The organism is Streptomyces sp. NPDC054975, from assembly GCF_053609105.1.
On the sequence record NZ_JBSGWV010000009.1, the window covers coordinates 121,499 to 141,313 of the forward strand.

At 73.2% G+C, this 19,815-nt stretch carries 21 protein-coding genes; 13 read left to right on the top strand and 8 right to left on the bottom strand.

Features of this window, described 5'->3' with window-relative positions; genetic code table 11:
- Window positions 1-140: 140 nt before the first annotated feature.
- Window positions 141-923, bottom strand: coding sequence for a S1 family peptidase (locus ACWF79_RS12570; protein ID WP_453728054.1), 783 nt, complete (start codon window positions 921-923; stop codon window positions 141-143).
- 162 nt (window positions 924-1,085) lie between these two features.
- Between ACWF79_RS12570 and ACWF79_RS12575 the strand changes: the two genes are divergently transcribed.
- The 8 genes from ACWF79_RS12575 to ACWF79_RS12610 all read left to right on the top strand — a co-directional run bounded on the left by ACWF79_RS12575 (window position 1,086) and on the right by ACWF79_RS12610 (window position 9,347).
- Entirely contained in the window at window positions 1,086-1,970 is an 885-nt protein-coding gene (locus tag ACWF79_RS12575; protein WP_453728055.1) for a hypothetical protein, read from the top strand.
- 63 nt (window positions 1,971-2,033) lie between these two features.
- Window positions 2,034-3,530 (top strand): ankyrin repeat domain-containing protein, encoded by a 1,497-nt coding sequence (locus ACWF79_RS12580; RefSeq protein WP_453728056.1) that lies wholly within the window; start codon window positions 2,034-2,036, stop codon window positions 3,528-3,530.
- A 301-nt stretch (window positions 3,531-3,831) separates the two neighbouring features.
- Window positions 3,832-4,983 carry an ABC transporter substrate-binding protein gene (locus tag ACWF79_RS12585; RefSeq protein ID WP_453728057.1) on the top strand — a complete coding sequence of 384 codons (1,152 nt, stop codon included), beginning with the start codon at window positions 3,832-3,834 and terminating at the stop codon, window positions 4,981-4,983.
- A gap of 154 nt (window positions 4,984-5,137) precedes the next feature.
- Window positions 5,138-6,025, top strand: coding sequence for an ABC transporter permease (locus ACWF79_RS12590; protein ID WP_453728109.1), 888 nt, complete (start codon window positions 5,138-5,140; stop codon window positions 6,023-6,025).
- Window positions 6,013-6,837, top strand: a complete 825-nt coding sequence (locus ACWF79_RS12595) for an ABC transporter permease (RefSeq protein WP_453728058.1) — start codon at window positions 6,013-6,015, stop codon at window positions 6,835-6,837. The genes ACWF79_RS12590 and ACWF79_RS12595 overlap by 13 nt, the downstream gene beginning before the upstream one ends.
- On the top strand, window positions 6,834-7,916 hold the full coding sequence (locus ACWF79_RS12600) for an ABC transporter ATP-binding protein (protein WP_453728059.1): 1,083 nt from the start codon (window positions 6,834-6,836) through the stop codon (window positions 7,914-7,916). The genes ACWF79_RS12595 and ACWF79_RS12600 overlap by 4 nt, the downstream gene beginning before the upstream one ends.
- Window positions 7,913-8,566 carry an HAD family hydrolase gene (locus tag ACWF79_RS12605; protein WP_453728060.1) on the top strand — a complete coding sequence of 218 codons (654 nt, stop codon included), beginning with the start codon at window positions 7,913-7,915 and terminating at the stop codon, window positions 8,564-8,566. The genes ACWF79_RS12600 and ACWF79_RS12605 overlap by 4 nt, the downstream gene beginning before the upstream one ends.
- Window positions 8,567-8,591: 25 nt before the next feature.
- Window positions 8,592-9,347 (top strand): GntR family transcriptional regulator, encoded by a 756-nt coding sequence (locus ACWF79_RS12610; protein WP_453728061.1) that lies wholly within the window; start codon window positions 8,592-8,594, stop codon window positions 9,345-9,347.
- Window positions 9,348-9,406: 59 nt separating this feature from the next.
- Here ACWF79_RS12610 and ACWF79_RS12615 read toward each other — a convergent pair whose 3' ends face one another.
- The 4 genes from ACWF79_RS12615 to ACWF79_RS12630 all read right to left on the bottom strand — a co-directional run bounded on the left by ACWF79_RS12615 (window position 9,407) and on the right by ACWF79_RS12630 (window position 11,919).
- Window positions 9,407-9,565, bottom strand: coding sequence for a hypothetical protein (locus tag ACWF79_RS12615; protein ID WP_453728062.1), 159 nt, complete (start codon window positions 9,563-9,565; stop codon window positions 9,407-9,409).
- 129 nt (window positions 9,566-9,694) lie between these two features.
- Window positions 9,695-10,117, bottom strand: coding sequence for a ribonuclease domain-containing protein (locus ACWF79_RS12620; RefSeq protein ID WP_453728063.1), 423 nt, complete (start codon window positions 10,115-10,117; stop codon window positions 9,695-9,697).
- 154 nt (window positions 10,118-10,271) lie between these two features.
- A complete protein-coding gene (locus tag ACWF79_RS12625; RefSeq protein ID WP_453728064.1) occupies window positions 10,272-11,153 on the bottom strand; it encodes an SDR family oxidoreductase in 882 nt (293 codons plus the stop codon).
- A gap of 1 nt (window position 11,154) precedes the next feature.
- Window positions 11,155-11,919 (bottom strand): SDR family oxidoreductase, encoded by a 765-nt coding sequence (locus ACWF79_RS12630; RefSeq protein ID WP_453728065.1) that lies wholly within the window; start codon window positions 11,917-11,919, stop codon window positions 11,155-11,157.
- Window positions 11,920-11,987: 68 nt separating this feature from the next.
- On the opposite strand from ACWF79_RS12630, the gene ACWF79_RS12635 reads away from it, so the two are divergent.
- Genes ACWF79_RS12635 through ACWF79_RS12655 form a run of 5 tightly spaced genes read left to right on the top strand, consistent with a single transcriptional unit; the run spans window position 11,988 to window position 16,297 of the window.
- Window positions 11,988-12,749 carry an enoyl-CoA hydratase family protein gene (locus ACWF79_RS12635; RefSeq protein WP_453728066.1) on the top strand — a complete coding sequence of 254 codons (762 nt, stop codon included), beginning with the start codon at window positions 11,988-11,990 and terminating at the stop codon, window positions 12,747-12,749.
- Complete coding sequence (locus ACWF79_RS12640) at window positions 12,746-13,591, top strand: CoA transferase subunit A (protein ID WP_453728067.1); 846 nt, start codon at window positions 12,746-12,748, stop codon at window positions 13,589-13,591. Before ACWF79_RS12635 ends, ACWF79_RS12640 begins: the two co-directional genes overlap by 4 nt.
- Complete coding sequence (locus tag ACWF79_RS12645; protein ID WP_453728068.1) at window positions 13,588-14,322, top strand: CoA-transferase subunit beta; 735 nt, start codon at window positions 13,588-13,590, stop codon at window positions 14,320-14,322. Before ACWF79_RS12640 ends, ACWF79_RS12645 begins: the two co-directional genes overlap by 4 nt.
- Window positions 14,322-15,371, top strand: coding sequence for an NAD(P)H-dependent flavin oxidoreductase (locus ACWF79_RS12650; RefSeq protein ID WP_453728069.1), 1,050 nt, complete (start codon window positions 14,322-14,324; stop codon window positions 15,369-15,371). Before ACWF79_RS12645 ends, ACWF79_RS12650 begins: the two co-directional genes overlap by 1 nt.
- Before the next feature lie 29 nt (window positions 15,372-15,400).
- Window positions 15,401-16,297: a tyrosine-protein phosphatase gene (locus ACWF79_RS12655; RefSeq protein ID WP_453728070.1), complete on the top strand. Its 897-nt coding sequence runs from the start codon at window positions 15,401-15,403 to the stop codon at window positions 16,295-16,297.
- Window positions 16,298-16,302: 5 nt separating this feature from the next.
- Here ACWF79_RS12655 and ACWF79_RS12660 read toward each other — a convergent pair whose 3' ends face one another.
- The 3 genes from ACWF79_RS12660 to ACWF79_RS12670 form a co-directional block, all read right to left on the bottom strand.
- A complete protein-coding gene (locus ACWF79_RS12660; protein ID WP_453728071.1) occupies window positions 16,303-17,979 on the bottom strand; it encodes a DEAD/DEAH box helicase in 1,677 nt (558 codons plus the stop codon).
- Between the two features lie 115 nt (window positions 17,980-18,094).
- On the bottom strand, window positions 18,095-18,298 hold the full coding sequence (locus ACWF79_RS12665) for a cold-shock protein (protein WP_290114082.1): 204 nt from the start codon (window positions 18,296-18,298) through the stop codon (window positions 18,095-18,097).
- A gap of 349 nt (window positions 18,299-18,647) precedes the next feature.
- On the bottom strand, window positions 18,648-19,805 hold the full coding sequence (locus ACWF79_RS12670) for an acetyl-CoA C-acetyltransferase (RefSeq protein ID WP_453728072.1): 1,158 nt from the start codon (window positions 19,803-19,805) through the stop codon (window positions 18,648-18,650).
- Between the last annotated feature and the right edge of the window lie 10 nt (window positions 19,806-19,815).

The window sequence follows — 19,815 nt, forward strand, 5'->3', positions numbered from 1 at the left end:
CCGTACGGAGGGGTCGCGTAGCAGAGGCGCCGTACGGGAGGAGCCGTACGGGAGGTCTCGTAGTAGAGGGGTCGTACGGGAGGGTCGTACGGAAGGAGCGGGTACGGGGCGGCGTCCCGTACCCGCTCCTTCCGGTCGTACTAGAGGCTCGCCGCCGCGGACTTGATCTGCGCGGCGAAGGTGGAGACCTCGGTGTACACGCCGGGGTAGTTCGGGCGTGCGCAGCCCTGGCCCCAGCTCACGATGCCGACCTGGATCCAGGCACCGGCGTTGTCGCGGCGGAACATCGGGCCGCCGGAGTCACCCTGGCAGGTGTCGACGCCGCCCTGCGGGTAGCCGGCGCAGATCTCCTCACCCGCGATGAGGTCGCTGCCGTAGGCCTTCTTGCACTCGGTGTCGGAGACGAACGGGACGGTCGCCTTGAGCAGGTAGCGCTGCTGCGCGCCGCCCTCGCGGGCGGCGCCCCAGCCGGCGACGGTGAACGTGCCGCTGTTGTACGCGGTCGTTTCGGCGATCTTGAGGGTGGGCACCGAGGTGATCGGCGAGGCCAGCTTGATCAGGGCCCAGTCCTTGCCGCTGCCGTTGTAGCCGGGGGCCTGGAGGACCTTGGTGGAGCGGACCTTGATCGCGGCGGAGGAGTTCAGGTCCACGACTCCGACGGTGGCGGTGATGCTGGTGTTGTTGCCGGAGCCGCTCACGCAGTGGGCGGCGGTGAGGACGATCTGCGGGGTCAGCATCGAGCCGCCACAGCCCATGGAGAGCCGGACCATCCAGGGGAACTCGCCCTGGGCGGCGCGGGTTCCGCCGACGACCGGGGCGGGCGCGGCGGAGGCGGTGGTGGAGGGCTGGAGGCTGACGGCGGCGAGGACGACGGCGCCGGCCGCGGCGATTCTCTGGAGGGCGCGGACGAACTTGTTCTTCATCAAGTGTCTGCCTTTCATGGGGGGTTGGCCTTGATGGCATGTGCGCGTCAAGGCTTGGTCCGGATTATGGACAGCCCCCGCAGGGGGCCACAAGGGCGCGATTTCGGCCAGAATCGTGGCGCCGCGGGGACTCGTACAGTGGGGGTGGAAAGGGGGTGCCGCGTGCCGAACGGAAGCGGAGCCGACCCCGTGGTCCACGGGTTCCCGCACCTCGCCACGGTCCGTGCCTCGATCACCGCGCTGTACCGTCGGCTCTCGGCGGACGGGGTACGGCAGTACGCGGCGAGCGTGCTCCCGGCGGCCGTCGCCTTCTCCGACGAGGACGACCTCCACCTCGGTGCGCAGCGGGTGGCGAAGGCCCTGGTGCACCATCTGCGGCTGCCGGAGGCGCGGGTGATCGTGAGCTTCCGTCAGATGGAGCACGCGGCGGCCGTGGAACTGGCGGAGGGCCCCGAGTACTTCATCGAGCTGAACGACCGCTTCCGCGACCACCGCAGGGACGTGGGCGCCGCGCTCGCCCATGAGATCACCCACGTGCTGTTGCACCGCCTCGATCTCGGCTTCCCCGGCACCCGGGACAACGAGATCCTCACCGATGTGGTGACCGCCTATCTGGGGGCAGGCTGGCTGCTGCTCGACGCGTTCCGGGAGGACGGGATGTCCAGCCAGAAGCTGGGGTACCTGACGCCGGAGGAGTTCGGGTACGTGCTGGCCAAGCGGGCGGAGGTGTTCGGGGAGGATCCCTCGCCGTGGTTCACCAGTCCGCGGGCGTACGAGGCGTGGACCCGGGGGCGCGAGGAGGCGGCGCGGGACGCCCGGCGGCCCCCGCTGGCGGCGGCCGGGTGGGCGGCGCGGCACCGGTACGCGAAGGACCGCCGCTACGGGCGGGCGGCGGCGGACGCTCCGTACGCCTTCGAGGGCAGCGGGGCCTCGGCCCGGGTCTCCTTCCCGTGCCCGGTGTGCCGGCAGCGCCTGCGGGTGCCGGCGGGGCGACGGGTCCGTGCCAGGTGCGGGGTGTGCGGGACGGTCCTGGAGTGCGACGCGTAAGGGGCGCGACCGGGGCGTTCAACTCATTTGCGTCGTACGGGTCCGGCGGGTGAAGGTCCCTGCATGAGCACGCTCTTCGACGCATTGCACGAAGGGGCCGACGCCGTGGTGCGGGCCCTGCGGGCCGGGGTCTCCCCCGAGACGACCGACGCGGAGGACGGGGAGACCGTGCTGTACCGGGCGGCCGTCGCGAACGAGCCGGGGATCGTCCGGCTCCTGCTGGCCGCCGGGGCGGATCCCGCGCGGGGCAGCGGCGAGAAGGCGGGGGACCTGCCGCTGTGCGGGGCGGCCTGCGGCGGGCACGCGGAGGTGGTGCGGGCGCTGCTGGCCGCGGGGGCGGCGGCGGACCAGGTGGAGGCGTACGGGTTCACGGCCCTGGACTGGGCGGTGCGGCTGGGGCACGCGGAGACGGTACGGATCCTGCTCGAACACGGCGCCGCGCCGAGCCGTCCGGGCCCGGACGGCCTGCCGCCGCTGGTGGCGGCGGCGCGCCGCGGCTCGACCCCGAGCGTGCGGGCGCTCCTGGAGTTCGGCGCGGGCCCGGCCGAGGACGCGCTGCGCGAGGCACGGCGCTGGATCGGCGTGGACATCGAGGACGAACTGCGACGCGGCCTGCTCGGGGCGGGCGGGGACGACGGCTCGGGGGCGGCGGCCGGGGCCCGGCCCGACGTCGTCGTGCGGCGCGTGCGCGAGGACGGCGGGGTGACCGTCGTCGTCGACGTACTGCGCGCGGACGGGGCGCCGAGCAGGGGGAACGAGCAGCAGACCGGGCACGCGGCGATCGCCACGCTCCTGGAGAGCGCGCTGGGTGTACGGGTTCCGCCCGAGGAGCTCGCCGGGCGGGCCCTGCGGTGCGGGGACCCGGAGCTGGACGACTGGAAGGAGGCGGTCCGGGCGCTGGGCGCGCGTGACGACGAGGAGTCCTTCCGGGCCGCGTCGGCGTGGTGCGCGAGTACGGACCCGCTGCGCCGCGCCCTCGGCGCCCGCGTCCTGGGCGCCCTCGGCCGCTTCACGCCCCGGGGCCTTCCGATACTGCGCCACCTGGCGGCGGAGGCCGCCCGGGGCACGGGGCGTGAGCCCGCCCTCTCGGTCGTCGTCGCGCTCGGGCAGTACGGGGAACCGGAGGCGCTGCCCGAACTGCTGGGGCTTGCCGCGCACCCGGACGTCGAGGTGCGGCGGGCCCTCGGGTGCGCGCTGACCGGGCCGGTGCCCGCCGGGGACCCGGTGGCCGTTGCGACGCTGGTCGCGCTGAGCCGGGACCACGACCACGGGGTACGGGACTGGGCGACGCTCGCGCTCGCGGAGGTGCCCGAGGACACCCCCGTCCTGCGGGAGGCGCTCGCGGCGCGGCTCGCGGACGACGACGAGGACACCGCGGCCGAGGCCGCCCGGGGGCTCGCGATGCGTCAGGATCCGCGCGCGGTCGAGGTGTTGGCGGGGATCCTCGCCGACGGGGACCCCGAGGGCACCGCCCGGGACACCGCGCTCGCCGCCGTCGAGTACATCAAGGACCCCCGGGTCAGGAACCGGCTCGAGTGGACGGCCCCGCGATGCCGTTGACCTCCACCCACGCGAACGCCGTCGCGGGGCCGATGGTCGCGCCCGGTGCCGGACGGGCCTCCCCCACCCTGGCTGCCGCGTGCAGGCCGTCGACGGCGCCGTCCTCGCGCGGCGCCCGCCCGTCGCCGTGGCGGCCGCCGCGGCCGCCAACTCGTCGGTAACCCGTTCCGCCCGGGAATCGCAGGGCGGGCTTCGTCTCGCGTTCACCGAGGGGTCATCGTGACACCCCGTAATGCAGGAGTTGTATGGACAACAGTTGTTCATACATCTTGGCCCCGCTCCCCTTCCCCATGGAGTACGCGTGACCTCCCCTGCCCGCGCCGCCGTCCTGCTCGGCGCCCTCGGTCTGACCGCCCTGTCGCTCACCGCCTGCGGCGCCGCCCCCACGAAGGGCGCCGCAGGCGCCGACGGGAAGAACCTCGCCACCGCGACCTCCGCCACCGAGGCCGGCGGCATGGACGCCCTGGTCGCCGCCGCGAAGAAGGAGGGCACGCTCAACGCGATCGCCATCCCGCGCGACTGGGCGAACTACGGCGCGATCATCGACGGCTTCACCGCGAAGTACGGCATCAAGGTGAACGTCGAGAACCCCGACGGCTCCAGCCAGGACGAGATCAACGCGGTGAAGTCCCGTAAGGGACAGGACCGCGCCCCCGACGTGCTCGACCTCGGCGCCTCCTTCGCGCAGGCCGCCGGCGAGCAGGGTCTGACCGCCCCGTACAAGGTCGCCGCCTTCGGCAAGATCCCCGAGACGCAGCGTGACGCCGAGGGCCGCTGGTTCAACGACTACGGCGGCTACGTCTCCATCGGCTGCGACGCCAAGCGCGTCAAGGTCTGCCCGCAGACCTTCGCCGACCTGCTCAAGCCCGAGTACAAGGGCAAGGTCGCCCTCAACGGCAACCCGACCAAGTCCGGCTCGGCCTTCGGCGGCGTCTACGCGGCGGCGCTCGCGAACGGCGGCTCGTTCGACGACATCCAGCCGGGCATCGACTTCTTCGGCAAGCTGAAGAAGAACGGCAACTACAACCCCGTCGAGTCGACCCCCGCCACGATCGAGAAGGGCGAGACGCCCATCTCGATCGACTGGGACTACCTGAACTCCGGTTACGCCGAGCAGTTCGCGTCCAAGGGCATCGACTGGAAGGTCTCCGTGCCCACGGACGGCGTCTACGCCCAGTTCTACTCGCAGGCCATCAACAAGGACGCCCCGCACCCGGCGGCCGCCCGGCTGTGGCAGGAGTACCTGTACAGCGCCGAGGGACAGAACCTGTGGCTCAAGGGTCACGCCCGGCCCGTCCTGATGCCGGCCATGGAGGCCGACGGCACCCTCGACAAGACGGCCGCCGCGGCGCTGCCGAAGGTCGCGGGCACCCCGAAGTTCCCCACCGAGCAGCAGACCGCCAAGGCCAAGGAGACCCTGGCGCAGGGCTGGGCCGCGGCCGTCTCCGGGTGACGCCTCGATGACTCCGCACTCCTCCACCACCTCGTCCGGGGCAGTCGGCGCGCCCACCGCGCGCCCGGCCGCCCCGGCGGGGCCCGGCCCGGCCGACGACCTGGCCGCCGGGAACGCCGAGATCGCCGGGACCGCCGGAGCCGCCGGTTCCCCCATGACCGACGGCTCCGCCACGGCCCCGGCTCCCGCCCCGCGCCCCACACGGGCGGCACGCGGGCGGCGGTCCCTCGGCTGGCTCGCCGCCCTCCCGCTGCTCCTCCTCGTGGCGTTGGCCTTCGGGCTCCCCGCGCTCGCCATGGCCGACGGTGCCTTCACCGTCACCGACGGCGGGTACGGCCTCGACAACGTGTCGCGGTCCCTGGGCGGCGCGTACGCCACCGCGCTGCTCGGCAGCGTCGAGCTCTCCGCGCTCACCGCCGCCGCGGGCACGGTCTTCGGGCTGTTCCTGGCCCAGGCGGTGGTCTCCTCGCGCGGACGGGCGCTGCGCGAGGCCGTGCTCACCGCCTCAGGGGTGCTCGCGAACTTCGGCGGCGTCCCGCTCGCCTTCGCCTTCGTCGCCACCCTCGGCAACGCGGGCGTGCTCACCACCAAGCTCGGCCTGGACGACCACGGCTGGTCGCTGTACGGGTTCTGGGGCCTCGCCCTGACCTACCTGTACTTCCTGGTCCCGCTGATGGTGCTGACCGTGGCACCCGCGCTCGACGGGCTGCGCGTCCAGTGGCGCGAGGCGGCCCACGACAACGGCGCGACGACCTGGCAGTACTGGCGCCATGTCGGCATCCCGGTGCTGCTGCCGTCCCTGCTCGGCGGCTTCGTGCTGCTCTTCGGCAGCGCGTTCGCCGCGTACGCGACGGCGGCGGCGATGGTCGGCAGCTCCGTGCCGCTGGTCACCCTGCAGATCGCGGACGCGCTCTCCGGCAACGTCCTGGTCGGCCAGGAGAACGTGGCGCTCGCACTGAGCCTCGACATGGTCGTGGTCGCGGCGCTCGTGATGGCCGTCCACCTCCCCCTCCAGCGAAGGAGCACCCGATGGCTCGCCTAGGACGTCCGGTCGTCCTCCTTCTCGCGGGGGTCTACTTCCTGGTGCCACTGCTCGCGTCGGCCGTGTTCACCCTGGACATCCCCGGGCAGGGGCTCACCCTCTCCTCGTACACGCGGATCTTCGCCGCTCCCGGCTTCACGGGCAGTCTGCTGCTGTCGCTGGGGCTCGCGGCGGCGACCGTCGCGCTCGTCCTGCTCGTCACCATCCCGGCGGCGGTCGCGGCCCGGCTCTCCGCGCCCCGGCTGCGGCCGGTCCTGGAGGTCGTGTGCACGCTGCCGCTGGTGGTGCCGCCGGTGGCGCTGACCGCCGGCCTCGGGACCGTGCTGCGCTGGGGTCCGGAGAAGCTGTCGACGACCCCGCTGTACCAGACCTTCGTGGCCGTGCAGAACCCGTCGTTCCCGTTCGTGCTCGTCCTCGCGTACGCCGTGATGGCGCTGCCGTTCGTCCACCGCTCCCTCGACGCGGGGCTGCGCTCGGTCGACGTACGCATGCTGGTCGAGGCCGCCCGGGACTGCGGGGCGTCCTGGCCCCGGGCGCTGGTCTCGGCCGTGCTGCCCAATCTGCGCGGCGCGCTCCTGAACGCCTCGTTCCTGACGCTGGCGCTGGTGCTCGGCGAGTTCACGGTCGCCTCGCTGCTCGGCTTCCAGCCCTTCGCGGTGTGGATCGTGCAGGCGTCCGGCTCCGATGCCCGCCTCTCGGTGGCGGTGTCGCTCCTGAGCCTGCTGCTCACCTGGGTGCTGCTGCTCGCGCTGACCACGCTGGGCAACCGCCGCCGCGCTCCCCGCACTTCACACGGAAAGACCTCACGATGACGACGAAGACCGTCGCCGAAGCACCCGCCCGCACGGGAACGGCGCTCCAACTGCGCGGACTGCGCCGCACGTTCGGCTCCGCCGTCGCGCTCGACGGGCTCGACCTCGACGTCGCGCCCGGTGAACTCCTCGCCCTGCTCGGGCCGTCCGGCTGCGGCAAGACGACCGCGTTGCGCGTGCTCGCCGGCTTCGAGCGCCCCGACGAGGGTCAGGTACTGCTGGACGGCGAGGACATCGTGCCGGTGCCCGCCAACCGCCGTGACACGGCGATGGTGTTCCAGTCGTACAGCCTCTTCCCGCACCTCACGGCCGCCGACAACGTGGCGTTCGGGCTGAGGATGCGCAAGGTGCGGGGCGCCGAGCGGCGCGCCCGCGCCGCCGAACTGCTCGACCTGGTGGGGCTCGCCGGCCACGGCGACCGCTTCCCGCACCAGCTCTCCGGCGGTCAGCAGCAGCGGGTCGCGCTCGCCCGCGCGCTGGCGCTGCGTCCCCGGCTGCTGCTGCTCGACGAGCCGCTGTCGGCGCTCGACGCGCGGGTGCGGGTGACGCTGCGGGAGGAGATCCGCCGGCTTCAGCTGGAGCTGGGCATCACCACGGTCTTCGTCACGCACGACCAGGAGGAGGCGCTGTCGATGGCCGACCGGGTCGCGGTGATGAACGGCGGCCGGCTCGAACAGTGCGCCACTCCGACCGAGTTGTACGAGCGGCCCGCGACGGACTTCGTCGCGGAGTTCATCGGCACCATGAACCGGGTGCCGGGCCGGGCCGTCGACGGCGGCGGCCAGGTGGAGGTGCTGGGCGTGACGCTGCCGGTCCGGGAACCGGACGGGCGGACGGGAGACGTACGCGTCCTGCTGCGGCCGGAGGCCCTGGAGGTCACGGCGGGCGGGTCCGCCCACGTCACCACCGCCTCGTTCCACGGCCCGACGACCCGGCTGCGGATCGCCCTGCCGGACGGTACGGACGTCAAGGCGGACGTCCCGACGCACGCGGCGGCCGGTCTGACCCCGGGCACGGCCGTCTCCGTCCGGCCGCAGCCCCGGCCCGTGCTCCTGGGCGCATCGGGGGGCGCGGCATGACGCGGCTGCAGGCGGTCCTCTTCGACATGGACGGCACGCTCGTCGACACCGAGGGCGTCTGGCTCGACGTCGTGGAGTCCGCCGCCGTACGCCGTGGCCGTGTGCTGGACGCCGAGCGGCGTTCGGCGGTGACGGGCCGGTCGGTCGAGGACACGGCGGAGCTGCTGCACGCGTATCTGGCCGTCACGGCCGAGGAGTTGGCCGCCGAGCTGGGCGCGGACTTCGCCGCCCGGCTCGCGGTGGCGGCGGCTCCCCGTCCCGGCGCGCTGCGGCTGCTCGCGGCGCTGCGTGAGCGCCGGGTGCCGACGGCGCTCGTCTCGGCCTCGCCGCGGGCGGTCGTCGCCCAAGTGGCGAGCACCCTGGACGGGCACCGGTTCGACGCGCTGTTCGGCGCCGAGGACACCGTACGGACGAAGCCCGAGCCCGATCCGTATCTGGCGGCGGCCGTCGCGCTCGGCGCCGAACCCGCGCGGTGCGTGGCGGTGGAGGACAGCGCGACGGGCGTCACCTCGGCCGTCGCCGCGGGTTGCCGGGTGCTCGCGGTGCCGTCGACGGAGCCGCTGGTGGACTTCGCCGGGACCGAAGGCGTCACGCTGGCCGCCTCGTTGACCGAGGTCGACCCCGAGCTGCTGAACTCCCTGGTCGGGTGAGCCGCGTGCGTGGCAGGGTGGGCGTGTGAGTGAGGAACGGGGCAGGACGCCGCTGTATCTGAAGGTCGCCGCGGATCTGCGGACCGCCATCACGGCGGGTGAGTACGGTTCGGGGGCGAAGCTTCCGGCGGAGGACGAACTGGCCCGCCGCTACGGCGTCTCCCGGGGTACGGTCCGCCAGGCGCTGGCCGCGCTGCGCACCGACGGCCTGATCACCTCGCGGCGCGGCTCGCGGCGGGTGGTCCTCGGCGGCCCCCGGCTGCACAGCTTCGGTGAGCTGCGCTCGTTCACCCGCTGGGCGCGCTCCCTCGGCGAGGAGCCGGGGGGCCGGATCGTGGCGGTCGACCGGGTGCCGGCGGACGCGGAGGAGGCGGAGAAGCTGCGCGTCGAGGAGGGTGCGCCGGTCTACCGGGTGCGCCGGCTGCGGACGCTGGCGGGCGCGCCGGTGATGGTGGAGCGGACGACGTATCCGGAGCGGATCGGGGAGCTGGTGGCCCGGATGCCGCTGGACACGGTCTCGCACTCGGAGCAACTGGAGCTGCACGGCGTGCTGTTCGCCGACGCCCGGCACACCATCGACCTGGTGCCCGCCGACGCCGACGACGCGGAGCTGCTGGGCTGCCGGGTCGGGGAGTCGCTGTTGCGGGAGCGGCGGCACTCCACGGACCCGGCGGGTACGCCGGTGGAGTGGTCGCAGGACCGCTATCTGCCGGGGACGGTGGCGTTCACGATGCAGAGTTCGACGGCGACGAGCGCGCTGGGCCGCAGGCTCGGCGCCTGACGTACGGACGTACTCATGTCTCCACCCGGGGCCGGGCCCCGGGTGGAGGCATGTGCGGTTCAGGACACCCGGAGCAGCCGGGTCAGCAAGGGCCGGAAGTGGTCGAAGCCGGGGGTCGGCATGTCCGGGTCCTTGGCCTGCTCGTCCCAGCGGCGTACGGCGACGGCGTCGGCGGCGCCCGGGTGGGCCTCGAAGGCGCGCGCCTGCTCCTCGGTCATCGCAGCCGTGGATGACCACGGGGTTACGGACAGCCCAACGGCCGTCCCGTATGTGCGCGTGCCCGGTCCGCGGCCGGCCGGGTGGGGGAAGGTCCGGCCGCGGACCGGGGGCTGATGGACTCGCCCGGCTCAGCAGCCGTGGTCGACGAGGTCGAACGAGCGGTAGTGGTCGGCGGTGTAGTAGTCCTCCTGGTGCGCCTCACCCGTCACGATGCGACGGGCGCCGCGGGTGGAGGAGCCCGGGGTCTTGACCGTGTACTCGTGGTAGTAGCCGGTGGACCGGGCCGGCAGCAGCCTCTCCCGGTTCTGGAAGACGCTGCCGTCCTGGGAGTACGGGAAGGGCCCGCCGCGGTCGATCAGGCGGAGGGTGTCGTGGGCCTGGGAGGGGAGGTCGGAGTAGCAGATGTCGCCGACGGCGGCGGCCGAGAACGCGGACGCGGCCGGGGCGGCGGAGGCCGGCGCGACGGCCGCGGTGGCCGGGACGCCGAGGAGGAGGCTCGAGACGAGGGCGGCCGCGCCGCCGATGACAGTGATGCGTGGGGGGATCCTCATGGCTCGATGATGACGCGCGTAGAAGAGAGTCGAACAGCCCAACTCCCTTCAATTCTCCGGACGTTAACTTCTTCCGCGCCTTGTGGGGACGGTGTGTGCGCCCCTCGGCCGCAGGGCGGGATTCCTTGGGCGGCCCCCTTTCCAGGGCCCCCGCTCAACCGCGCGCGCCGTACACCGCCCCCGGGGGCTCCGCCGCCGCGAGGAGCTTCAGGGCGACCTCGCCCGCCTCCGCCGGGGTCCAGCGCGCGCCCTTGTCGGCCGTCGGGCCCGGGCGCCAGCCCTCCATGACCGTGATGCGACCGGCCTCCGCCTCGAAGACGCGGCCCGTGACGCCCGCCGAGGACGCCGAGCCGAGCCAGACCACCAGCGGGGAGACGTCCTCCGGCGCGCCCTCCAGGTCCGCGAAGGCCTGCTGCGTCATCCGGGTCCTGGCCGCCGGGGCGATCGCGTTGACCTGGACGCCGTAACGGACCATCTCCGCCGCCGCGACCAGCGTCAGACCGACGATCCCGGCCTTCGCCGCCGCGTAGTTCCCCTGCCCGACACTGCCGAGCAGCCCCGCCCCGGACGTCGTGTTGACGACCCGCGCCACCGGTTCGCGCCCCGCCTTCGCCTCCGCCCGCCAGTACGCGGCCGCGTGCCGCAGCGGCAGGAAGTGGCCCTTCACATGGACGCGCATCACCGCGTCCCAGTCGTCCTCGCCGAGGTTCACCAGCATCCGGTCCCGCAGGAAGCCGGCGTTGTTGACCAGCGTGTCAAGGCGCCCGAAGGCGTCGAGCGCGGCGGCCACCAGCGAGGCCGCGCCCTCCTCCGTGGCGATGTCGCCGCCGTGCGCGACGGCCTCCCCGCCCGCCGTACGGATCTCCTCCACCACCTGCCCGGCCGGTGACCCGGACCCGGCGGAGCCGTCGAGCCCCACCCCCAGGTCGTTGACGACGACCTTCGCCCCCTCGGCGGCGAAGGCCCGCGCGTGCGCACGCCCCAGACCTCGTCCCGCGCCCGTCACGATCACGACCCGGTCGTCACACAGTCCCATCTCAGCTCTCCTTGTTGACAGTCGCGGCATCCAGGAACGCGGGGCGCTCGCCGCCCCCGTGCACCAGCAGGGCGGCCCCCGAGACGTACCCGGCCCGGTCGGAGGCGAGGAAGACGGCCGCCTCCCCCACGTCCGAGGGCTCTGCCAGCCGGCCGAGCGGCACGGTCCGGGCGACGGCCTCGATCCCGTCCTCGTCCCCGTAGTGCAGATGGGAGAGTTCGGTCCGGACCATCCCGAGGACCAGGGTGTTCACCCGGACGTCCGGGGCCCACTCGACGGCCATCGACCGCGCGAGGTTCTCCAGGCCGGCCTTCGCGGCGCCGTACGCGGCCGTGCCCGGCGACGGCCGGGTCCCGCTCACGCTGCCGATCATGACGACCGAACCGCGCGAGGCCGCCAGCAGCCCGTGGGCGGCGAGCGAGACCGTGAGCGGGGCGGTCAGGTTCAACTCGACGACCCGCGCGTGCCGTTCGGCCTCCCCCTCCCCCAGCAGCCGGTACGGCGTCCCGCCCGCGTTGTTGACCAGGACGTCGAGCCGCCCGTACCGCTCGCCGACACCCGCGAAGAAGCCGGCGACCGCCGCGCGGTCCCGCAGGTCCAGGGGGACGAAGTCGGCCGCCCGGCCCGCCGCCTCGACCGGCTCGTCCGGTGGCCGGCGCGCGCAGACGACGACCCGCGCCCCCGCCCCGAGGAAGGCCCGCGCGATGCCCGCGCCGACCCCCCGTGTGCCGCCGGTGACGACGGCGACCCTCCCGTCCAGCTCCATCGGCTGCTACCTTTCCTGACCAAGCAGTCACCTAACAAATGTTTGGTGGAAAGGTAGCTGATCCGCTCATGGGTGTCTCCACCACAAGCGCCGGCAAGGGCGTCTCACTCGTCACCGTCGACTTCCCACCCGTCAACGCCCTTCCCGTACAAGGCTGGTACGACCTCGCCGACGCCGTCCGCGCCGCCGGCCGCGACCCCGAGACCCGCTGCGTCGTGCTGGCCGCCGAGGGCCGCGGCTTCAACGCGGGCGTCGACATCAAGGAGATGCAGCGGGACCCCGGCCACGGCAGCCTCATCGGCGCCAACCACGGCTGCGCGGAGGCGTTCGCGGCGGTCTACGACTGCGAGGTGCCGGTCGTCGCGGCGGTCGGCGGCTTCTGCCTGGGCGGCGGGATCGGGCTCGTCGGCAACGCGGACGCGATCGTGGCCTCCGACGACGCCACCTTCGGCCTTCCTGAGCTGGACCGGGGCGCGCTCGGCGCCGCCACCCACCTCGCCCGGCTCGTGCCGCAGCATCTGATGCGCGCGCTGTACTACACCTCGCGCACGGCCACCGCCGCCGAACTCCATGCCCACGGCTCCGTCTGGAGGGTCGTACCGCGCACTGAACTCCTCGACGCGGCGCTGGAGTTGGCGGGCGAGATCGCGCGCAAGGACGGGTATCTGATCCGGCTCGCCAAGGCCGCCATCAACGGCATCGACCCCGTCGACGTCCGCCGCAGCTACCGCTTCGAGCAGGGATTCACCTTCGAGGCCAACCTCAGCGGGGTCGCCGACCGCGTCCGCGACACCTTCGGCAACGACGAAGCCAAGGAGAGCGCGCAGTGACCGACAAGACCATGACCCCCGACGAGGTGGTGGGCCACCTCCGCTCCGGCATGACCCTCGGCATCGGCGGCTGGGGCTCGCGCCGCAAGCCGATGGCCCTGGTCAGGGCGGTGCTCCGGTCCGAGATCACCGATCTCACCGTCGTCTCCTACGGCGGCCCCGACGTCGGCCTGCTGGCCGCCGCCGGCCGGATCCGCCGGCTCGTCGCCGCCTTCACCACCCTTGACTCCATCCCCCTCGAACCGCACTTCCGCGCCGCCCGCGAACGCGGCGACCTCACGATGACCGAGCTGGACGAGGCCATGTTCATGTGGGGCCTGCACGCCGCCGCCAACCGGCTGCCCTTCCTGCCCGTCCGGGCCGGTCTCGGCTCGGACGTCATGACGGTCAACCCCGAGCTGCGGACGGTCACCTCACCGTACGAGGACGGGGAGACGTTCGTCGCCGTGCCAGCGCTGCGCATGGACGCCGCCTTCGTCCACCTCAACCGCGCCGACCGGCTCGGCAACGGCCAGTACCTGGGCCCCGACCCGTACTTCGACGACCTGTTCTGCGAGGCCGCGGACACCGCGTACGTCTCCTGCGAACAGCTCGTCGACCGCTTCGACCCCGACACCGCCCCGCAGACCCTGCTCGTCAGCCGGCACAGCGTCACCGGCGTGGTCGAGACCCCGAACGGCGCGCACTTCACCTCCTGCGTCCCCGACCACGACCGCGACGAGCCCTTCCAGAAGATGTACGCGACCACCCCCTGGCCCGAGTTCGCCGAGCGCTTCCTCTCCGGCAAGAGCGAGGACGACTACCAGCAGGCCGTCCGCACCTGGCACGAGGAGCAGCGGTGACCACGACCACCACGACACGAGCCGAGTACTGCGTCGTCGCCTGCGCCGAGGCGTGGCGCGACAACGGCGAGGTCCTCGCCGCCGCCATGGCCCCCGTCTCCTCCTTCGCCGCCCGCCTCGCCAAGCGCTCCTTCGCCCCCGACCTGCTCCTGACCGACGGCGAGGCGATGCTCGTCGGCCTCGACGGGGAACGTGAGGGCTGGCTGCCGTACCGCCGCCACCTCACGATGGTCACCGGCGGCAAGCGGCACGTCATGATGGGCGCAAGCCAGATCGACCGGCACGGCAACCAGAACATCTCCTGCATCGGCGACTGGTCGCGCCCCGCCCGCCAACTCCTCGGCGTCCGCGGGGCGCCCGTCAACACCCTCAACAATCCGGTCAGTTACTGGATCCCCAAGCACTCGCCCCGGGTCTTCGTCGAGCGCGTGGACATGGTCAGCGGCGTCGGTCACGACCGGGCGGCGGCGGCCGGGGCGGAACGTTTCCACCGGATCCCCCGGGTCGTCTCCGACCTCGGCGTCTTCGACTTCGAGACGCCCGACCGCTCGATGCGGCTCGCCTCCCTGCACCCGGGCGTCACCGTGGACCAGGTCCGGCAGGCCACCGGCTTCGACCTCGTGATCGGCGACGACGTCCCGTACACCCGCGAGCCGACCGCCGAGGAGCTGCGGCTGATCCGCGAGGTGATCGACCCCAAGGGGCTGCGGGACCGGGAGGTACGGGTCTGATGGAGACGGCGCTCACCCAGCTCACCGGGGTCCGGTACCCGATCGTCCAGACCGGCATGGGCTGGGTCGCCGGGCCCCGCCTCGTCTCCGCCACCGCCGAGGCGGGCGCCCTCGGCGTCCTCGCCTCGGCGACGATGACCGTGGAGGAGCTGCGCGCCGCGGTCCGTGAGGTGAAGTCCCGTACGGAACGGCCCTTCGGGGTCAATCTGCGCGCGGACGCGGGCGACGCGCGTGAGCGGGTGCGGATCATCATCGACGAGGGGGTACGGGTCGCCTCCTTCGCGCTCGCCCCGTCCCGCGAGCTGATCGCGGAACTGAAGGACGCGGGCGTGGTCGTCGTCCCGTCGATCGGGGCGCGGCGGCACGCCGAGAAGGTCGCGGCCTGGGGTGCGGACGCGGTCGTCGTGCAGGGCGGCGAGGGCGGCGGGCACACCGGCGAGGTGGCGACGACGGTCCTGCTGCCGCAGGTCGTCGACGCGGTCGACATCCCGGTGATCGCGGCCGGCGGCTTCCACGACGGCCGCGGTCTGGTGGCCGCGCTCGCCTACGGGGCGGCGGGCATCGCCATGGGCACCCGTTTCCTCCTCACCTCCGACTCCACCGTCCCCGACGCCGTGAAGGCGAAGTACCTCGCCGCCACGGTGAAGGACGTGACGGTGACGACGGCCGTCGACGGACTGCCGCACCGGATGCTCCGTACGGAGCTGGTCGCCGCCCTCGAACGGGCCGGCCGGGTACGAGCGTTGGCGCAGGCGGTCCGCCGGGCGGCGGGCTTCCGCAAGCTCTCGGGGCTGTCGTGGCCGGCCATGGTCCGCGACGGCCTCGCGATGAAGCACGGCAAGGACCTGTCGTGGAGCCAGGTCCTGCTCGCCGCGAACACCCCCATGCTCCTCAAAGCGTCCATGGTCGAGGGCCGCACCGACCTCGGGGTCATGGCGTCCGGACAGGTCGCGGGGCTCATCGAGGACCTCCCCAGCTGTGAGGAACTCGTCCTGCGGGTCATGTCCGAGGCCGAGAAAGTGCTCCGCACCCTGCCATCACCAGGGTGAAACCCTCATCTCCCCACGGGAGTTCCGTCATGCCACTGTCGAGACGCGCACTGCTGAGCACCGCCACCGCCGCCGCCTTCGCGGCGGTCACCACCCCGGCCGTCGCGGCGCCCCGAAGCCGCCTCCGCGCCACGGCCGTCCGCCACATCCCGCTCCAGGGCGCGGTCAACGTACGTGACCTGGGCGGCTACCTCACCTACACGGGCGAACGGGTCCGGCACGGCCTGGTCTACCGCGCCGACGCCCTGAGCAAGCTGACCGACGCCGATGTGACGACCCTCGCCGGGCTGCGCCTGGGGCGGGTCGTCGACTTCCGGATCCCGCTGGAGGTCCAGTACGACGGCGCGGACCGGCTCCCGGCCGGGCTCGTCGCGGTGTCGCGGCCGGTCACCGACAACGGCCTGTTCGGGCAGCTGCTCGCGGCGATCGGCTCCCGCGACCCGGTGCGGCAGGAGGAGATGCTCGGCGGCGGCCGGGCGGCCGCCTTCATGCGGGAGGTGTACCGCAGCTTCGTCACGAGCGCGGCGAACCGCGCCCAGCTCGGCCTGACGCTGCGCGAGCTGGCCGGCCTCGGCTCCACCCCGTCGCTGTACCACTGCACCTCGGGCAAGGACCGTACGGGCTGGACGAGTTACCTGCTCCTGACGGTCCTGGGCGTGCCGGAGGCGACGGCCTCCGGCGACTACCTGGCCTCGAACACCTTCCGGGCCGCGTACGACGCGAAGGTGCGGGAGGGGCTGAAGCAGGGCGGGCTCATGCAGAACCCGGACCTGATCATCCCCCTCCAGGAGGTGCGGACCGAGTACCTGAAGACCGCGCTCGACGAGGCCAAGGCGGGGTACGGCAGCCTCTTCCGCTACCTCACCGACGGCCTCGGCCTGGAGCTGAGCACGCTGGCGAAGCTCCAGGACCGGCTCGTCGACTAGGACCCCTAGGCTGCGGCGCCGCCGGATCGGCGGCCACGGCCGCCGCCACCGCTGCGGGTACGGGTGGACGAACCGCCCGTGCCCGTGCGGGAAGCGCCGGCGCCGGTACCCGTACGCGAAGCGCCGGAGCCGGTGCCCGTGCGGGAAGCGCCGGAGCCCGTGCCCGTACGCGAACCACCCGTCGTCGTACGGGCGTTGGCGCCCGAGCGGGAGCGGCCCGCACCACCGGTACCGCCACCGCCGCCACGGCGCGCGCGCTGGCCGCCGCCTCGGGCCGCGGCGGGCTGGGTCGGCTGGGGGACCTCGATGACGACCGGGACGCCGGAGGGCTCGCGGGCGCCGGTGAGGCGGGTCAGTTCCTCGTCGCTCGACTTGATCTGCGCCGTACGCGGGGCGATACCGGCGTTCGACATCAGCCGGCCCATGTCGCGCTTCTGCTCGGGCAGGACGAGGGTGACGACGCTGCCGGACTCACCGGCCCGGGCGGTGCGGCCGCCGCGGTGCAGGTAGTCCTTGTGGTCGATCGGCGGGTCGACGTTCACGACGAGGTCGAGGTCGTCGACGTGGATGCCACGGGCCGCCACGTTGGTCGCCACCAGGACGGTGACCTGACCGTTCTTGAACTGGTCCAGGGTGCGGTTGCGCTGCGGCTGCGAGCGGCCGCCGTGCAGCCCGGACGCCCGGACGCCGCTCGCGAGGAGCCGCTTGACCAGCCGGTCCACGGACCGCTTGGTGTCCAGGAAGAGGATCGTGCGGCCGTCGCGGGCCGCGATACGCGTGGTGACGGCCTTCTTGTCGGTCTCGTCTGCGACGTAGAGCACGTGGTGCTCCATCGTCGTGACGGCGCCGGCCGAGGGGTCGACGGAGTGCACGACCGGGTCGGTGAGGAACATCTTCACCAGCCGGTCGATGTTCTGGTCGAGGGTGGCGGAGAACAGCATCCGCTGGCCGTCCGGCTCGACCTGCTTGAGCAGCGCGACGACCTGCGGCATGAAGCCCATGTCGGCCATCTGGTCGGCCTCGTCGAGGACCGTGATCGCGACCTGGTCGAGCCGGCAGTCGCCGCGCTCGATGAGGTCCTTGAGGCGGCCGGGTGTGGCGACGAGGACCTCGGCGCCACGGCGCAGGGAGTTCGCCTGCTTGGTGATCGACAGACCGCCGACGACGGTGGCGAGCCGCAGCTGCACCGAGGTGGCGTACGGCGCGAGGGCGTCGGTGACCTGCTGGGCGAGCTCGCGCGTGGGCACCAGGACCAGGGCGAGCGGCGCCTTGGGCTCGGCGCGGCGGCCCGCGGTGCGGGCGAGGAGCGCGAGGCCGAAGGCGAGGGTCTTGCCGGAGCCGGTGCGGCCGCGGCCGAGGATGTCCCGGCCGGCGAGCGAGTTCGGCAGGGTGGCGCCCTGGATCGGGAACGGCTCGGTCACGCCCTGGGCGTTCAACGTCTTGACCAGGGCCGCCGGCATGTCGAGGGCGTCGAAGGATTCGACGGAGGGCAGCGCGGGCGTCAGCGTCTCGGGCAGGGTGAACTCGCGCGGCGGCGGCGGCGTGGCCGGTCCGCGGCCTCGGCCTGCGGCCTTGGGCCTGCCGTTACCGCGAGGGGCGGCGGAGCCACGGCGAGGATTTCCGGACATGGTTCCGGAGCGGGATTCGGCGGCCCGGCGGGGCCGCTGTTCGGAGCGTGTCATGGAAATGCCTTCCTGGCCTGAGCGGAGAGCCCGAGCAGAGTGCCTGAGCACAGCGCGAGCCGGGACCCGCACCTGCGCGGTGCGGGCCCCGGCTGCGAAGAAACGCGTACGGCGATCAGGCGGGGAGGATGTTCTCCGCCTGCGGGCCCTTCTGGCCCTGCGTGACGTCGAAGGTGACCTTCTGGCCTTCCTGCAGCTCACGGAAGCCGGAGGTCGCGATGTTCGAGTAGTGGGCGAAGACGTCGGCGCCGCCGCCGTCCTGCTCGATGAAGCCGAAGCCCTTTTCGGCGTTGAACCACTTCACAGTTCCGGTGGCCATGATTTCTCCTGAATAGGTAAGGGTCCCATCCCGGAGAGTCCGGAAAACAAAATTGCGCCTGAGGAACATTCCCGTCAGGCGCACATAAAGTTCATGGGTACCAACTAGCAACACTGAGACCTTAGCACGCCACCCCACCCGAAGGGGCGGGGCGGCGATGCATGTCACATGGTGGCCGGCGGGGAGATCCGGAGGTCAGAGCCGCTCGATGATCGTCACGTTCGCCTGGCCGCCGCCCTCGCACATGGGCCCTCCCGCTCACCGGCCCCCTCGCACCGCTCGGCCCCCGGGGGCCTCACGGGCTTCGGGCGCCTGCGCCGGCCTCCGGCCGGACGGCACGTGCTGACCGTCAGAGCCGCTCGATGATCGTCACGTTCGCCTGGCCGCCGCCCTCGCACATGGTCTGCAGGCCGTAGCGGCCGCCGGTGCGCTCCAGCTCGTGCAGGAGGGTGGTCATCAGCTTCACGCCCGTCGCTCCCAGCGGGTGGCCCAGCGCGATCGCTCCCCCGTTGACGTTCACGCGCTCAGGGTCCGCGCCGGTCTCCTTCAGCCAGGCGAGGACGACCGGGGCGAAGGCCTCGTTGATCTCGACCAGGTCCATGTCGTCGATGGTCATGCCGGTCTTCTTCAGGGCGTACGCGGTCGCCGGTATGGGCGCGGAGAGCATCCGGACCGGGTCCTCGCCCCGCACCGAGAGGTGGTGGACGCGGGCGCGCGGGGTGAGGCCGTGTTCCCGTACGGCCCGCTCGCTCGCCAGGAGCATCGCCGCGGCGCCGTCGGAGACCTGGGAGGAGCAGGCCGCCGTGATGGTGCCGCCCTCCACGACCGGCTTCAGGCCGGCCATCTTCTCCAGGGTGGTGTCGCGGCGCGGGCCCTCGTCCACGCTCACGTCCCCGTAGGCGACGGTCTCGCGCGCGAAGCGGCCCTCGTCGATCGCGCGCAGGGCCCGCTCGTGCGACCGGAGGGCGAATTCCTCCTGGTCTCGGCGGGTGATGCCCCACTTCTGGGCGATCAGCTCGGCGCCGTGGAACTGGTTGACGGGCGCGTCGCCGTAGCGGGCCCGCCAGCCCGCGGAGCCCGCGTAGGGGCCCTCGGTCAGACCGAGGGGTTCGGCGGCCTGCCGGGAGGCGAAGGCGATCGGGATCATCGACATGTTCTGGGTGCCGCCGGCCACGACCAGGTCCTGGGTGCCGGAGAGTACGCCCTGCGCCGCGAAGTGCACGGCCTGCTGGGAGGAGCCGCACTGGCGGTCGATCGTGACGCCGGGGACCTCCTCGGGGAGCCCGGCGGCGAGCCAGGCCGTCCGGGCGATGTCGCCGGCCTGCGGGCCCACGGTGTCGAGGCATCCGAAGACGACGTCCTCGACGGCGGCGGGGTCGACGCCCGAGCGCGCGACGAGGGCCTTCAGGACATGGGCGCCGAGGTCCGCCGGGTGGGCGGAGGCGAGGCCTCCCTTGCGGCGGCCCACGGGCGTGCGGACCGCTTCGACGATGTAGGCCTCGGCCATGACGACTCCT

Bases quoted from the DNA above. Each gene is read 5' to 3' on its own strand.
- ACWF79_RS12665 (WP_290114082.1), bottom strand. From the start codon at position 18,298: ATGGCCACCGGAACTGTGAAGTGGTTCAACGCCGAAAAGGGCTTCGGC.
- ACWF79_RS12655 (WP_453728070.1), top strand. From the start codon at position 15,401: ATGCCACTGTCGAGACGCGCACTGCTGAGCACCGCCACCGCCGCCGCC.
- ACWF79_RS12625 (WP_453728064.1), bottom strand. From the start codon at position 11,153: ATGGGACTGTGTGACGACCGGGTCGTGATCGTGACGGGCGCGGGACGA.
- ACWF79_RS12635 (WP_453728066.1), top strand. From the start codon at position 11,988: ATGGGTGTCTCCACCACAAGCGCCGGCAAGGGCGTCTCACTCGTCACC.
- ACWF79_RS12620 (WP_453728063.1), bottom strand. From the start codon at position 10,117: ATGAGGATCCCCCCACGCATCACTGTCATCGGCGGCGCGGCCGCCCTC.
- ACWF79_RS12630 (WP_453728065.1), bottom strand. From the start codon at position 11,919: ATGGAGCTGGACGGGAGGGTCGCCGTCGTCACCGGCGGCACACGGGGG.
- ACWF79_RS12605 (WP_453728060.1), top strand. From the start codon at position 7,913: ATGACGCGGCTGCAGGCGGTCCTCTTCGACATGGACGGCACGCTCGTC.
- ACWF79_RS12570 (WP_453728054.1), bottom strand. From the start codon at position 923: ATGAAGAACAAGTTCGTCCGCGCCCTCCAGAGAATCGCCGCGGCCGGC.
- ACWF79_RS12650 (WP_453728069.1), top strand. From the start codon at position 14,322: ATGGAGACGGCGCTCACCCAGCTCACCGGGGTCCGGTACCCGATCGTC.
- ACWF79_RS12670 (WP_453728072.1), bottom strand. From the start codon at position 19,805: ATGGCCGAGGCCTACATCGTCGAAGCGGTCCGCACGCCCGTGGGCCGC.
- ACWF79_RS12580 (WP_453728056.1), top strand. From the start codon at position 2,034: ATGAGCACGCTCTTCGACGCATTGCACGAAGGGGCCGACGCCGTGGTG.
- ACWF79_RS12590 (WP_453728109.1), top strand. From the start codon at position 5,138: ATGACCGACGGCTCCGCCACGGCCCCGGCTCCCGCCCCGCGCCCCACA.
- ACWF79_RS12600 (WP_453728059.1), top strand. From the start codon at position 6,834: ATGACGACGAAGACCGTCGCCGAAGCACCCGCCCGCACGGGAACGGCG.
- ACWF79_RS12615 (WP_453728062.1), bottom strand. From the start codon at position 9,565: ATGACCGAGGAGCAGGCGCGCGCCTTCGAGGCCCACCCGGGCGCCGCC.
- ACWF79_RS12595 (WP_453728058.1), top strand. From the start codon at position 6,013: ATGGCTCGCCTAGGACGTCCGGTCGTCCTCCTTCTCGCGGGGGTCTAC.
- ACWF79_RS12660 (WP_453728071.1), bottom strand. From the start codon at position 17,979: ATGACACGCTCCGAACAGCGGCCCCGCCGGGCCGCCGAATCCCGCTCC.